Origin of the sequence: Leucobacter sp. wl10 (assembly GCF_003569785.1) — a bacterium.
In the GTDB taxonomy this organism is placed as follows: Bacteria; Actinomycetota; Actinomycetes; order Actinomycetales; family Microbacteriaceae; genus Leucobacter.
This window is the reverse complement of the sequence record NZ_KZ983993.1, coordinates 87,884-101,927: the sequence shown is the minus strand read 5'-3', so window position 1 is coordinate 101,927 and position 14,044 is coordinate 87,884. Positions and strand designations below refer to the sequence as shown.

Sequence of the window (14,044 nt, the reverse complement as noted above, 5' to 3'; positions counted from 1 at the left end):
AGGGCGCCCCTGTCGGTCGGATCCTCCCGCAGCAGACGCCGGAGCAGCTCCTCGGCACGGTCGGGCCGGTAGTCGAAGAGGTACGCGTACGCCAGCGCCAGGGTGATGGTCGGCTCGGTGGGATCCGCCTCGACCGCCTGCTCCGCGGCGGGGGAGGAAGCGTATCGGCGGCGCGCCCGTGGTGAGGAGCCGCAGGGCGCGCTGGGCGAGGGCGTCGGCGTACCAGTCCGGGTCGGTGCGGGCGGCCATCTCGACGGCGTCGTCGATCCGCCGCCAGCCTTCCTCGGGGCTCCGCACGAACACCTCCGCGGTGCCGTAGTCCATCCACTCGGTCCAGTCGGCCTCCGGGTCCTCCCGCAGCACGATCTCGGTCAGGTGCAGGGCCTCGGCATACTTCTTGTCGGACAACTCCAGATCGCGCAGGTTCTTGACCGCGTTGACGTACTGGGGATCGCGCCGCCCCGCCAGCTCCCGCAGCAGGCGCCGCGCCTCCTCGACCTCGCCGCAGGCCCGGCGGTGCAGCGCGAGCAGGATGATCATGCCCGTGATCTGAGGCGCCCGCGCGAGCACGCTCCGCGTGAGCTCCGCGATGCGCGGATGCTCGGGACGGGTCTCGTACAGCTCCCACGCGAGCGCGCGATCCCTGGCGATCGCCTCGCGCTCGAGATCGTCGGCATCGAACCCGCCCCGATCGAACTCCGGATCCTCGTCCATGCGCTCGTCCCCTTCCCCTCTTGCGCCCCGTCACACCCGCCCGGGCCGGCGCTCCTCGCCACCGAGGGCGACGACGCGATCCCACACCCAGTCGGCGAGGCTCGGGGCGACCTCCCGATCCTCCTGCCCGGCGCAGCGGCGGTAGAGCCGACCGGCGAAGCCCTCGAAGAAGTATGCGCCGGCGTCGTCCGTGGCGATCAGGGTGAAGGACTCGTCCTCGGCGCTCCACTGCGGCCAGGCCGCCGGATCCCGCTCGATCGCGTGCTCCATCTCGTCGATCTCGCGCGACGACATCAGTCGGAAGGGCTCGTCGAGCCCCCACGCCACGCCCGTGCCCGGGTCCTGCCCGTCGTGCCAGGCGAGCAGCGTCGCCTCACCCAGCGTCTGCGGCACCGCGGACTTCCTGAGACCCCCGCGCAGCACGCGGACGAGCGCGCGCGGCAGCACCCTGTCCAGGGCGGAGAGCGCATCCTCGAGCCCGGTGTCGAACACCTGCTCGTACATGGTCCGCCACGCCATCTCCCCCATGCCCGCGCGGCGGAACACCTCCATCGTGGCGTCGCCGCGCTCGATGGGATCCAGGAACCCTCGAGCCATCATCATGCCGCCCTGCGCCACCTCGTCGGTGGGGTCCTCCCGCAGCACGCGCCGGAACAGCGCCTCCGCCTCCTCCGCGCGGTAGTGGAACAGGTACGCGTACGCGAGCGCGATCGACAGCACCGGCTCGACGGGATTCGCGGCGATCGCCTCCTCCGCCGCCGGGAGGAAGCGGTCAGGCGGCGCCCCCATCTGCAGGAAGCGCGCGGCCCGCTGCGCGAGCGCACTCGCGTGGTGCTCGGGGTCGGTGCGGGCGCTCAGCTCCACCGCCGCGTCCATCCGCTCCCACCCCGCCTCGCGGCCTCCGGTGAAGACCAGGGCGCTGGCGTGGACCATGCGGTCCATCCAGTCCGCCTCCGGATCCTCTCGCAGCACCGCCTCGGCGAGCCGCTGCGATTCGGCGAACCGCTTGTCGGAGTACTCGAGGTCGCGCAGGAGCCTGAGCGCGCTGAGGAATTGGCGATCCTGCCGCCCCAGGAGATCCTGCAGCAGGCGCCTGGCCTCGTCGAGTTCGCCGCGCGCCCGGTGATGCAGCGCGATCAGGATGATCATGCCGGTGAAGCTCGGCTCCCGCGCGAGCACGCTGCGCGCGAGCTCGGGGATCCGCCGATGCGTCGGCTGCGCGTCGAACAGCTCCCAGGCGAGATCGCGATCGCGCTCGATGGCCGCGCGCTCGAACTCGACGGGGTCCTCGGGCTCGCCCCCCGAAGCACCCGCGCCCCCGAAGGGGTTCCACCTGATCATCGCATGCCGTGCCTCACGCGGTAGCTGCGCAGCTGCTCGAAGGTGCCGTCGTCGACGCCGTACTCGATGACGGGCGCGACCTGGTCGAACCACGAGGTCGTCGACGGCGTGATGCCGGCCGCCGCCTCGAGCACGGCCTCGGTCGTCACGGGCACGATCGCACCCGCGCTCATCGACGCCTGCATCGACTGCTGCAGCGCGATCTTCGCCACCTGCGCGATGTCCGCGCCCGAGAAGCCCTCGGTCGCCGCCGCGACCGCGACGACATCGACGTCCTGGGCGGGCTTGCCCTCGAGGTCCCCCTGCAGGATCGCGGAGCGCGCGATCGCGTCGGGCGGCAGCACGAGCACCGTCTTGTCGATGCGGCCCGGGCGCCTGAGGGCGGGGTCGATGTCCCACGGGCGGTTGGTCGCTGCGAGGAAGTAGACGCCGTCGTTCTGGCTCGTGACGCCGTCGAGCTCCTCGAGAAGCTGCGTCACCACCATGCGCATCGCCTGCGACCCGCCGCCGCCCGAGCTGCGGCGCCCGCCGAGGGCGTCGAACTCGTCGAAGAAGATCACGCAGGGCGCGGCCGCGCGCGCATCGCGGAAGATGCTCTGCACGGCCTTCTCGCTGTCGCCGACCCACTTGCTCAGCAGATCGGCGAGTGTGACGTGGATGAAGGACGCGCCGAGGTCGCCCGCGATCGCCTTCGCGAGGAACGTCTTGCCGCAGCCCGGCGGGCCGTACATGAGCAGCGATCCGCCGGGCTTCTGACCGAAGGCGGCCGCGAGCTCGGGGTTGCGCAGCGGCGCGAGGAACGTCGAGTCGAGGTGCTGCTTGACCTCGGCGAGGCCCGCCACGTTGGCCAGGGTCACCGAGGGGCGCTCGGCGTCCCACAGGCCCGGCTGGCTGACATCGTCGTCGGAGGAGTCGCTCGCAGTCGGGGCGGGGACCGGGGCCGGGCGGGGGGCCGGGGGCGCAGGATGCTTCGACGGCGCCGGGGCGGGCGCCCCGCCGCGCATCCGGGCCGCCATCACGCGCGCCCGCAGCACGCGGGCGCGATCAGGATCGCCGCCGTGCGCCTCGAACGCCGCCACCTCGTGCGCCGCGCGGTCGAGATCGCTCTGCAGCAGCAGCGTGATGAAGTCCTCCCGCAGCGCCGGGTTCTGCGGATCCCGAACCACCTCGGCCTCGATCACCTCAAGGAAATCGTCGCCCTGTGTCATCCTGCTCTCCCCTCAGCCGAGACCGAACCATTTCGATTCTGTCAGCCTCCGGGTGAGCATACCCTCGGGATCCCCCGAAAGCGGGAGTCTCGAATGGCTGCTTCATGCGGTATCGCGGCAACCATTCGGGACTCCGGTCCCCGGGGATGGAGAACGCGAGGCGTTTAAGCCTTTCCGACGCGGTGGCGTCGGCGCGAAAAGCGGGAAAACGCTACGCGTTTTCCCCTAAGCCTTTCCGACGCGGTGGCGTCGGCGCGAAAGGCGGGAAAACGCTACGCGTTTTCCCCTAAGCCTTTCCGACGCGGTGGCGTCGGCGCGAAAGGCGGGAAAACGCTACGCGTTTTCCCCTAAGCCTTTCGCGCCCTTCGCACCGCGAGAGCCGTGAGCACGAGGCCTCCGAGGCCCCACAGTGCCAGCAGCAGCGCCGCGACGCCCGCACCGGAGGCCTCGGTGGCGATCGCCTGGAAACCCCTGAGCGCCGAGCCGACGGGGCTCGCGTCGCCCACGGCGGCGAGCGGGCCGGGCACGGTCGAGACGATCCCGACCGCGAACGCGACCACCAGCAGAGCGAACGCGACGAAGCGCCCGAACCCACCGAGCAGCGCCGAGAGCCCCTGCACCACGAGCGCGAACGCGACACCGGCCAGCAGGGCCAGTCCGAAGAACGCCGCCCCGCGACCCAGCTCGTAGCCGAGCGCGATCGGCAGCACGACGCCGGCGATCGCCCCCTGCACCGCGCCGAGCGCCGCCGCCGGCGCCGCGCTGCGCAGCGCGATCCACCCCACGCCGCGGGCCGCCTCGCGCGTGCGGCGCCACAGCGGCGCGAGCACGAGGAACGACGCGAGCGCGCCCGCCCACAGCGCGATCCCGGCGAACAGCGGCACACCCGAGGCGTTGAACAGCTCGTCGCCACCGCCTCGAGCCTCGACCGGGGCGACCGCGATGTCGGCGAGCTTCTTGCGCTGGGCCTCGGTGTAGTCCGGGATTCCACTCGCGGCCTCGCCCAGGCCAGTCGCGAGCGCGCCCGCGCCGTCGGCCGACTTGCCCGCGCCGTCGGCGAGCTGGGCGGCGCCGTCGGCGAGCTGCGGCGTGTTCGCCGCGAGCTGCGCGGTGCCGGTGGCGAGCTGCGACGCGCCGCCCGCGAGGCCCGCGGCACCCTCAGAGAGCTGCGCTCCCTGAGCCGCGAACTCGTTGAGACCGGTGCCGAACTGCCCGGCCCCGGCGATGAGCTGGTCGAGCTGTGCGACGGGATCGACGTTCGGATCCGGCTGTGTGCCCCCCTGCATGGTCGCGGCGAAGTTCTGCTGCGCCGTCGCGAGACCCGTCATGCCGCCCTGCACCGCCACGAGGCCGTCGCCGATCTGGCCGGCGCGCGCGCCGAGCGTCGACTGCAGCTGCGCGCAGAACTCCGCGCTGGCGCCGGAGGCGTAGCACTCCGCGACGAGGGTCGCGATGTCGGCGGGCAGCCCGGTCTGCGGATCCATGGCGCCGCCGACCGCGGCGAGTCCCTGAGCGACCTGCTGCTGCGGCGCCGCGCTTTCGGCCTGCAGCCGACCGATCGCCCCGATCGTCGTCTTCAGCTGGGTGGCGGCGGCGACGGTTCCCTGCCCCAGCGGCGCGTAGGCCTGCGCCAGCTGGGAGGCCCCGCCGACGTACTGGCCCACGCCCGTCGAGAGCTGCGACGCCCCGCTCGACAGCTCGCCGGCGCCGCTCGACAGCTGCTGGGTGCCATCGGCCAGCTGGCGGGTGCCGTCCGCGAGCTGGGTCGCGCCGTCGGCCAGCTGCGCGCCGCCATCGGCCAGCGCCGTGGCGCCGTCGGCGGCGTCGCTGATCCCGCCGCTCAGCTCGCTCATGCCCACGAACACGCTGCCCACGAACTGCGCGCCGAGCTGCCGGTTGAGCACGCCGGTCGCGGTCTGGGTGACGATGCTCGACAGCGCCGTGTCGATGAGGCGTCCGCGGTCGCTCTCCGCGATGTCGATGCGCGCGGTCTCGGCCTTGTCCGGTCCGTTCGAGAGCGAGGTCGCTGCGGCCGAGAAGTTCTCGGGGATCGTCACGACCGTGGTGTACCGGCCGTCGTCGAGACCCGACTTGGCGTCGGCGGCGTCGGTGAGCACCCACGTGAAGTTCGCGCCGCCGGCCTCGGACGACGCGCCGCCGATCAGCTCGCCCGCGAGCACCCGCCCGAGCGGCGTGGGCTGCCCGTCGATCTCGACCGGCTCGTCGTTGTTGACGACGGCGGCGGTGACGGTGCCGAGTCGTTCGGTGGGGTTCCAGAGGCCCCAGAGCAGCACGCCCGCCACCGTGAGCGGCACGAGCATCAGGCCGAAGATCGTGGTCCAGTGCACGGGCCGCGCTCCGGTGCGGCGTACGAGCGACAGGCTCATCGTGCGGCTCCTTCCATGGTCTGCGCGGCGCCGACGGCGGCCGGCTGCACGAGCACCGCCCCGTCGGGCAGCAGCCGCTCGGCGAGATCCCGCCCGCCGAGCACGGCGACGGTCAGCGCCGGCGCCGACCCCCGGTTCGTCTCGACGACCGCAGCGGCCAACGCCGAGCGGACGTCCTCGGCGGCGGCGGGGGTCAGCGGTCGCCCGGCGGCCGCGCGCAGGTCGAGCAGCAGGAACGACGGGCGATCCCGCAGCGCCTCGCGCAGCGATTCGGGATCGGCCCACGCCGAGCGCGCCCGCAGCGAGGACGCCCGCTCGGGCAGCAGCAGCCCGCCCACCTTCAGCGTGCCGGCGACGATCGGACCGCGGCCGGTGAGGGTCTGCGCGAGTGGCAGCGACACGGGATCGCGCGGGTCGAGCACCAGGGCCTCCCCCGGCGCGACCCGCAGCTCGGGCGCCCTCACCTGATCGGGCAGCAGCAGCCGGTCGGCTGCGATGACGGCCTCGGGCATGTCGGCGGGCCAGTCGGCGTGCGCGATCTCGCGCGCGAGCCCCTCGCCCTCCACGTCGAAGGCGGGCAGCAGTCTCGACAGCCGCCGCGGCATCCACCAGGCGCGGTCGCCCAGCAGTGCCAGCACGGCCGGCACGAGCGTCATGCGCACGACGAACGCGTCGACGAACACGCCGACGGCGAGCCCCAGCGCGATCACCTTGATCGACGGATCGCCCTCGGGCACGAAGGCCGCGAACACCGCGAACATGATGAGCGCCGCCGCCGTGACCACTTTCGCGCTGCCCACGAAACCCCGATGGATCGCATCGCGGGCCTTCGCGCCGTGCACGTACTCCTCCCGGATGCGCGAGACGAGGAACACCTCGTAGTCCATCGCCAGGCCGAAGAGCACGCCCATGAGGATGATCGGCATGAAGCTCAGCACCGGGCCGGTCGAGGCGACGTCCAGCAGGTCCGCGAACCAGCCCCACTGGAACACCGCCACGACCGCCCCGAACGCCGTTCCCACCGAGAGCAGGTAGCCGAGCGTCGCCTTGATGGGCACCCAGACCGAGCGGAAGACCATGGCGAGCAGGATCAGCGACAGCCCGACCACCAGGACGCCGAAGGGCAGCAGCGCCCGCATGAGCATCTCGGAGACGTCGATGCCGACCGCGGTGAAGCCCGTCACGGCGAGGCTCACCCCGTACTTCCGCTCCCACTCGTCGCGCATGTCGCGCAGCTCGCGCACGAGCGCGGCGGTGCTCTCGGCGTGCGGCCCCTCCTCGGGAACCACCTGGATGATGCCCGTGTCGGCGCCCTGGTTGGGGGTGGCGAGGGGCACGTCGGCGACGCCGGGCACCCGGCGCACCTCGTCGGCGAGGTCGTTCATGAGCCCGAGCGGGTCGTTGCTCTCGATGATCGATCCCGTCAGCAGCAGCGGCCCGTTGTAGCCCTCGCCGAAGCGTTCGCCCGTGAGCTCGTAGGTCACTCGCGCCGGGTCGTCGGCGGGCAGCGAGGTCGCGTTGGGGAGGGCGAGGCGCAGCTGGAGCGCGGGGACCGCCGCGATGCCGAGCAGCACGAGCACGGAGAGGATCGTGACGAGCGGGCGCCGGGTGACCGCACGCACCCACCCCCCGAAGAAGCGGTCGGCGCGCGAGGGGGCGCGGGTCTGCTCGGCGACGCCCGCCTCGAGCGCCCTCCGCTGCTTCTTCGGCAGGATCCGGGTGCCGGCCATCGCCATCACCGCGGGCGTGAGCGTGACCGCGACGAGCACCGCCACCGCGACCGCGGCGGCGGCGGCCACGCCGAGCGCGGTGAGGAACGGGATGCCGGCGACCGAGAGCCCCACGAGCGCGATGATCACGGTGAGTCCGGCGAACACGACCGCGGAGCCGCTCGTCGCCGTCGCCCTGGCGATCGACTCCTCGACGGGCGCGCCGGCCCTCAGCTGCTCCTGGTGCCGGCTCACGATGAAGAGGGTGTAGTCGATGCCCACCGCCAGGCCGAGCATGAGCGCGAGCATGGGCGTGGTGGAGGTGAGATCGGCGAACGCCGTGACGAGGAAGAGGCCGGCGATCGAGACGCCCACGCCGAGGATCGCGATGATGAGCGGCATGCCGGCCGCGATCAGCGAGCCGAGGGTGAGGATCAGCACCACGAACGCCACGAGCACGCCGACCGCCTCGGTGGGGCTGATGCTCGGGACGGACGATGAGAACACCTCGCCTCCGTACGAGCTCTGGGCGCCCTGAGGCAGGCGATCCTGGATCCCCGCCGTGGCGCGCTCGATGCCCTTGATCGTCGCGTCGGGCACCGTGCTCGTGTCTCCCTCGATCTGCACGGTGATGAGCGCGGCGCTGCCGTCGTCAGAGAGGCCCCCGCCCGCGAGCTCGCTGAAGGGGGTCTGCACCGCGATGACGCCCTTCACGTCCTCGAGTTCGGAGGCCGCGTCGGTGACGACCTGCTTGTACGGCGCGGCGTCGACCCGCTCGCCGTCGGCCGCGACGACGATGATCGTCGCGCTGGCGCCGCTCACCTCGGGGAAGGTGCGTCCGAGCTCCGTGATCGCCTCCTGAGATTCGGTTCCCGGGATGTTGATCGGCGCATCGGCGCCCTGGCCGAAGAGGCCCGCTCCCGCTCCCAGCAGGGCGAGCACGGCGATCCAGAGAACGAGCACGAGGGTCTTCGCCCGGGTGGCCCAGCGGCCGAGGGCGTAGAGCAGCGTGGACATGCGGGCCTTCCGATCGGAACGATTCACACTTGATACACGAATGTATCGAGTTCGATGCACCAATGTATCGGTACAGGCTTCGAGGGTGCTGAGCGTGCGAAGATGGTCGCATGTCGACTCCGAGTGCCAGACGCCAGGAGACCCGGGCGCGCCTTCTCGACGCCGCGACCGAGGTGTTCGTCGAGGGGGGACTGCAGGGCTCCTCCGTCGAGGCGGTGTGCGCCCGCGCCGGGTTCACGCGAGGAGCCTTCTACTCCAACTTCTCGAGCAAGGAACAGCTCCTCCTCGCACTGCTCGAGCGCGAGTTCGAGCAGCGCGCCGAGAGTCTGGCCGTCAGGGCGCGCGAGCTGGAACCGACGCTGCGCGAGCGCAGCGGCTGCATCTCCCCCGCAGAGGCCGGGCGCTACGTGGTGGAGTTCTTCGCTCCGGCGAGCGACGCGACGGCCTGGTTCGTGCTCGAGACGGAGTTTCTGCTGCTGGCCATGCGCGACCCCTCGATCGCGCCGGGGCACCACGAGTTCATGGACCGCTTCTACACCAGCATCTCCGGCGCGGTGGAGCGGGTGGTCTCGGCCGCCGGCCGCCGTTTCGTGATCCCCGTCGAGCGCGCGATACCGGTGTTCAGCGGCGTCTACGAGCGGGCGCTGCGCACGGCCGCGCTCGCGGGGCCGCACACCGACGGAGGTTTCGACGAACTCGGCGATCGCCTCGCAGAGCTGCTCTTCGCCCTCACGGAGGAGGTTGGAGACGAGGCGGGATCCGGCACCGAGACGGCTTCCGCCGATGAGCGCCCTCCGCTGCCGGCCGGGGAGCAGGCACCCGGTCCCGGCTTCATCCCGCCGACCGGGCTGCGTCTCTTCTGAGGGGAATGCTCTGTGCAGTACAAGTGGAATATTCTGCACAATAGAGTCGGAATGTTCTGTGCAATAGGAGTGGAATATTTTGCGCAGTAAAAACGGAATATTCTGAGCAATAGACTACTCATGCACAGTGCGAAGGCCGTACAATAGGCAAAGTAATACACGATGCAAGAGACGACTGAGAGCTTGTGCCGACAGGCACTTGTCGTACTGCACACAGTCGCAGAATCCACGACTGGGTCCGGCTCTCTGGCACGGCCGGGAAGGGCTTCCGATGTATCGCACTCGAGTAGTCGACTCCGAGCTGGATGAGATGCTCGCGGCTGTCGGAGCCGTGCTCATCGAAGGCCCCCGGGCATGCGGCAAAACCGCTACCGGGGCCACGCGATCCAGAACCGCCTTCAGATTCGACATCGATGATGCCGCGCGCCGGACAGCCGAAGTCGCGCCGAGCCTGCTCATGCAAGGCGACCCGCCGATCCTGCTCGACGAATGGCAGCTCGAACCGCAGTTGTGGAATCACGTCAGACGCGCGGTCGATGATCGATCCGGCGAAAAGGGAATCTTCATCCTCACCGGTTCCGCCACCCCCTCCGACAACGCGAGCCGTCATTCCGGAGCAGGACGGATCGCGGCGCTCCGCATGCGCCCGATGTCCCTCTTCGAGTCGGGTCACTCCAATGGTTCGGTATCACTCGAACGGCTGTTCACCGGCGCGCAGGAACCCGCGAAGGGAGCCGGGCTCGAGGTCACCGACGTGATCGATCGGATCGTTACCGGCGGATGGCCCGCCCTGCAGCAGGACGGACCGCGTACGGCGGCACGGGCGCTCCGAGGCTATCTCGATCAGATCAGCAACGTCGACCTGCCTGCAGTCGGCCATCGCACCCGCAGTCCGGAGAGGATCCAACGCCTTCTCAGCACGCTCGCACGCAATGTGGCGACGGAGGCTCGCATCACGCAGATCACCGCTGACGTCGCGGGTGCGGACGGCACCGTAACCCGATCGACGGTGACCAACGACATCAACGGGCTCGCGCGCCTCATGGTTCTTGAGGATCAGCCTGCGTGGGGGCCGCATCTTCGCTCGAGAACTCCGGCCCGCGAAGCCGCAAAGCGGCATTTCACCGACCCCTCTCTCGCGGTGGCGGCGATCCGCGGCACCCCCGAACGGCTGCTCGCCGACTTGAACTGGACCGGCCTCCTCTTCGAGTCTCTGGCGGTACGGGATCTGCGCGTCTATTCGCAACCTCTTGGAGGCCTCGTCTCTCACTTCCGAAATGCCAAAGGACTCGAAGTCGATGCGATCGTGCAGCTCGATGACGGGCGCTGGGCCGCGTTCGAAGTCAAACTCGGCCAGCGGGCTGTCGATGCCGCCGCAGAGGGACTCCTGAAGTTCGCGAACCAGATCGATGAGGTACGCACAGGTACACCTGCAGCTTTGGCGGTCATCACCGCCACCGGCATGGCCTACCGACGCAGTGACGGAGTCTGGGTCATTCCTATTGACGCACTCGGGCCCTGACAGGGGCAGACGAGGACGGGTTCAGCCGAGAACGCGCTGCGCAACACGATCGGGGCTCGGTGTGGCGGGTAGTCGCCGGTTCCGAGCCTGAATACGCCCCAAATACCTACTTGAGTTCACCCCAAATCCATACGTGGCGGTTCTTCAGATCCACACTTACCGGCACTGTGGAGATCTGGTTGCAAGCTACCTGCCGCGCATCTCTGACTCGATTCGTGCGGAATCTCGACGCCAGCTGCACTCCTCCGCCGAGCGCAGGAGCCAGCTCAGGATCACGTCGCAGGCAGCGACGCTCCGAGCTCGCGCACCCGGTCGAGCGCCCGCGCGAGCTCCTCGGCGGCGAGCGCGGCGTCGAGGTCGGGGACGGCGTCGGCCAGGGTGCGGCTCGTCGAGACGACGTGCACGTCCATGCCGAGCCCGTCGCCCAGGGCGAGCCGCAGCGGGGCGAAGACGTGCTCGAAGGCGCCGTCGTCGTCGGTGGCGCCGCGCGCGCTCACGATCACGGCGGGGCGGCCGGCGAGCGGCTGGGTCGGCTCGTCGAACGGGGCGGTGACGCCGGGCACGTGGACGAAGTCGAGCCACGCCTTCAGCGTCGAGGGAAAGGTGTAGTTGTACATGGGCGCGCCGATGACGACCGCGTCGGCCGCGAGCAGCTCGGCGATCAGCTCACCCTGCAGCGCGGCGGTCCCGGCGTCCAGCACGGCGCCGCCGCGCAGGCGCTCGGGCCAGTGCTGGGCGGTGTCGCCGAGGTGCGGCGGCGGGGACGCGTTCAGATCCCGCGCGACCACGGAGAACTCCTCGCCGCGGGCGAGCCAGGCCCCGGCGAGCTCGTCCGTGATGCGGCGGGACCTGGAGTCGGCGCCGCCGGCAGAGGAGTCGATGCGGAGCAGTACGGGCATGCGGAGTCCCTTCGGCGGAGGTGTGCGGGTCGTTCGAGCCTAGACCAGCAGACCCAGCGGCTGCTCGATGCGCTTCGCGAAGGCGGCGAGCCACTCGGCGGCGAGCGCGCCGTCGAGCACCCGGTGGTCGGCGGAGAGCGTGACCGTCATGGCCGAGATCACCCGCCGGGGGCCATTCCCGTAGACTCGACACGTGCTGCTCTCAGACCGCGACATCAACGCCGAACTCGAATCCGGGCGCATCAGGCTCACGCCCAGCGAGGCCTCGATGGTGCAGCCGTCGAGCGTCGACGTGCGGCTCGACCGCTACTTCCGTCTCTTCGACAACCACAAGTACGCGGTCATCGACCCCGCCGAGGAGCAGCCCGAGCTGACCCGCCTCATCGAGGTCGACCCGGCCGAGGGCTTCATCCTGCACCCCGGCGAGTTCGTGCTCGGTTCCACCTTCGAGAAGGTGGGCCTGCCGGACGACATCGCGGCCCGCCTCGAGGGCAAGAGCTCGCTCGGCCGGCTCGGCCTGCTCACGCACTCCACCGCGGGCTTCATCGATCCCGGCTTCGAGGGGCACGTCACCCTCGAGCTCTCCAACGTCGCCACCCTGCCGATCCGCCTCTGGCCCGGCATGAAGATCGGCCAGCTCTGCTTCTTCAAGCTGCTCTCGCCGGCCGAGCGGCCGTACGGCGCGGGCGCAACGTTCTCCCGCTACCTGGGCCAGCGCGGACCCACGGCCTCGCGCTCGCACCTCAACTTCCACCGCGCCGATGTGACCGTCACCGACGAGGGGCACGCGGGCGGCTGAGCCCTCGGGCCAACGTTTTCCCGATCCCGATCGCATCGCCCGCCGCTTGGAACAGCGGACACGAGAAGACCCCCGCCGGGCGACGAACGCCGAGCGGGGGTCTTCAGGGAGAGCGGGTTACTTCACGGCAGCCTTGAGCTTCGAGCCGACCGACACCTTCACGCGCTTGCCTGCGGGGATGTCGATGGTCTCGCCGGTGCGGGGGTTGCGGCCGGTGCGAGCAGCGGTGGTCGCGGTCTCGAAGGAGAGCCAGCCGGGGATCGACACCTTGTCGCCTGCGGCGACGGTCTCGGAAACCGCGGCGAAGAGGCCGTCGATCACGCTCGAAACAGCGGCCTGGCTCTGGCCGGTCTCGGCGGCGATCTTCGCGACAAGCTCAGTCTTGTTGAGTGCCATGTTGTGTCCTTCCAGGGCGAAGACGCAGTGCTCCCCAGCCCCTGATCGTGTTCAGGTATCCCTCCCGGTTTGGGAGGGTCCGATCGGTTGATCGCTACGAATCTACCCCAATTCGGCGGAATTCTGCGGAACTCGGCGGGGATTTTGTGTCGCGGCGTGTCATATGGGGCCGCCGGCGGCTCGCGATACGTCATCGGGCACGAAAGCGGGCGCGGATCCCGGGGGACCCGCGCCCGCTTCGATCGCGGCCTGCGAGGCTTGCTTACAGCACGAGCTGCTTACCAGCTCGACTTCGTGATGCCGGGCAGCTCGCCGCGGTGCGCCATGTCGCGGAAGCGCACACGCGAGACGCCGTACTTCGACAGCACGCCGCGGGGGCGGCCGTCGATGACGTCGCGGCTGCGCACGCGCACCGGCGAGGCGTTGCGGGGGAGCTTCTGCAGGCCCACGCGGGCGGCCTCGCGGCTCTCGTCGGTCCCGTTGGGGTCGATGAGGGCCTTCTTCAGCTCGGCGCGCTTCTCCGCGTAGCGGTCGACGATCGCCTGGCGCTGCTTGTTCTTCGCAATCATGCTCTTCTTCGCCATGATTAGCGCTCCTCTCGGAACTCGACGTGCTTGCGGATGACCGGATCGTACTTCTTGAGCACGAGGCGGTCGGGGGTGTTGCGGCGGTTCTTCTTCGTCACGTAGGTGAACCCGGTCCCCGCGGTCGAGCGGAGCTTGATGATCGGACGTACGTCCTTGTCCTTCGCCATTAGAACTTCACCCCACGCTTCTGCAGATCAGCCACGACGGCGTCGATGCCGCGGGCATCGATCACCTTGATGCCCTTGGCCGACAGGGTGAGGGTCACCTTGCGGCCGAGCGACGGCACGAAGTAGGTCTTCTTTTGGATGTTCGGATCGAACCGGCGCTTGGTACGACGGTGCGAGTGCGAGATGTTGTGACCGAAGCCGGGAACGGCGCCGGTCACCTGGCACACTGCTGCCATGGTGTTTCCTCTCATACCGTGAGGCCGGACGGCCCCACCCAAGATTTCTTGTCTGCAGGTGCCCCGGCCTGACAAGTCATTCCGGTCTCGAGGCGAGCGGCCCCCGCGGTCTGCGCACTGGGACGGCGCGCAGCCAAACATCGATTCTATGTCAGGATCCGGTATCGCACAAGCCGGGCGTGTCGCCCGTGCTCCGACC

Annotated in this window: 13 protein-coding genes and 1 pseudogene; 3 read left to right on the top strand and 11 right to left on the bottom strand. The window is 70.3% G+C overall.

The annotated features are described in order from the left end of the window. Positions 1-23: 23 nt before the first annotated feature. The 5 genes and pseudogenes from D1J51_RS18625 to D1J51_RS08445 form a co-directional block, all read right to left on the bottom strand. Positions 24-134: pseudogene (locus tag D1J51_RS18625) on the bottom strand (hypothetical protein); the annotation flags it as partial. 610 nt (positions 135-744) lie between these two features. After that, positions 745-2,055: a tetratricopeptide repeat protein gene (locus tag D1J51_RS17890; protein WP_162903727.1), complete on the bottom strand. Its 1,311-nt coding sequence runs from the start codon at positions 2,053-2,055 to the stop codon at positions 745-747. Further along, positions 2,052-3,263 carry an ATP-binding protein gene (locus D1J51_RS08455; protein ID WP_119074747.1) on the bottom strand — a complete coding sequence of 404 codons (1,212 nt, stop codon included), beginning with the start codon at positions 3,261-3,263 and terminating at the stop codon, positions 2,052-2,054. Before D1J51_RS08455 ends, D1J51_RS17890 begins: the two co-directional genes overlap by 4 nt. 347 nt (positions 3,264-3,610) lie before the next feature. After that, complete coding sequence (locus D1J51_RS08450) at positions 3,611-5,650, bottom strand: YhgE/Pip family protein (RefSeq protein ID WP_119074746.1); 2,040 nt, start codon at positions 5,648-5,650, stop codon at positions 3,611-3,613. Continuing rightward, on the bottom strand, positions 5,647-8,376 hold the full coding sequence (locus D1J51_RS08445) for an MMPL family transporter (RefSeq protein ID WP_119074745.1): 2,730 nt from the start codon (positions 8,374-8,376) through the stop codon (positions 5,647-5,649). The genes D1J51_RS08450 and D1J51_RS08445 overlap by 4 nt, the downstream gene beginning before the upstream one ends. Before the next feature lie 110 nt (positions 8,377-8,486). On the opposite strand from D1J51_RS08445, the gene D1J51_RS08440 reads away from it, so the two are divergent. Continuing rightward, positions 8,487-9,239 (top strand): TetR/AcrR family transcriptional regulator, encoded by a 753-nt coding sequence (locus tag D1J51_RS08440; RefSeq protein ID WP_119074744.1) that lies wholly within the window; start codon positions 8,487-8,489, stop codon positions 9,237-9,239. A gap of 310 nt (positions 9,240-9,549) precedes the next feature. Further along, complete coding sequence (locus tag D1J51_RS08435) at positions 9,550-10,761, top strand: ATP-binding protein (RefSeq protein ID WP_240423072.1); 1,212 nt, start codon at positions 9,550-9,552, stop codon at positions 10,759-10,761. 272 nt (positions 10,762-11,033) lie between these two features. On the opposite strand, the gene D1J51_RS08430 is transcribed toward D1J51_RS08435, so the two are convergent. Then, positions 11,034-11,660 (bottom strand): FMN-dependent NADH-azoreductase, encoded by a 627-nt coding sequence (locus tag D1J51_RS08430; protein WP_119074742.1) that lies wholly within the window; start codon positions 11,658-11,660, stop codon positions 11,034-11,036. A gap of 39 nt (positions 11,661-11,699) precedes the next feature. After that, positions 11,700-11,810 (bottom strand): 2-oxo acid dehydrogenase subunit E2, encoded by a 111-nt coding sequence (locus D1J51_RS08425; protein WP_240423070.1) that lies wholly within the window; start codon positions 11,808-11,810, stop codon positions 11,700-11,702. Positions 11,811-11,853: 43 nt separating this feature from the next. Between D1J51_RS08425 and dcd the strand changes: the two genes are divergently transcribed. Beyond that, positions 11,854-12,459, top strand: a complete 606-nt coding sequence (gene dcd / locus D1J51_RS08420; protein WP_119074741.1) for a dCTP deaminase — start codon at positions 11,854-11,856, stop codon at positions 12,457-12,459. A gap of 117 nt (positions 12,460-12,576) precedes the next feature. Here dcd and D1J51_RS08415 read toward each other — a convergent pair whose 3' ends face one another. From D1J51_RS08415 to rpmB, 4 genes are all read right to left on the bottom strand, one after another. After that, a complete protein-coding gene (locus D1J51_RS08415) occupies positions 12,577-12,855 on the bottom strand; it encodes an HU family DNA-binding protein (RefSeq protein ID WP_119074740.1) in 279 nt (92 codons plus the stop codon). Between the two features lie 278 nt (positions 12,856-13,133). After that, complete coding sequence (gene rpsN, locus D1J51_RS08410) at positions 13,134-13,439, bottom strand: 30S ribosomal protein S14 (RefSeq protein WP_119074739.1); 306 nt, start codon at positions 13,437-13,439, stop codon at positions 13,134-13,136. 2 nt (positions 13,440-13,441) lie between these two features. Next, entirely contained in the window at positions 13,442-13,609 is a 168-nt protein-coding gene (gene rpmG, locus D1J51_RS08405; protein ID WP_017884003.1) for a 50S ribosomal protein L33, read from the bottom strand. After that, positions 13,609-13,845 carry a 50S ribosomal protein L28 gene (rpmB, locus tag D1J51_RS08400; RefSeq protein WP_119074738.1) on the bottom strand — a complete coding sequence of 79 codons (237 nt, stop codon included), beginning with the start codon at positions 13,843-13,845 and terminating at the stop codon, positions 13,609-13,611. The genes rpmG and rpmB overlap by 1 nt, the downstream gene beginning before the upstream one ends. Positions 13,846-14,044 lie beyond the last annotated feature (199 nt).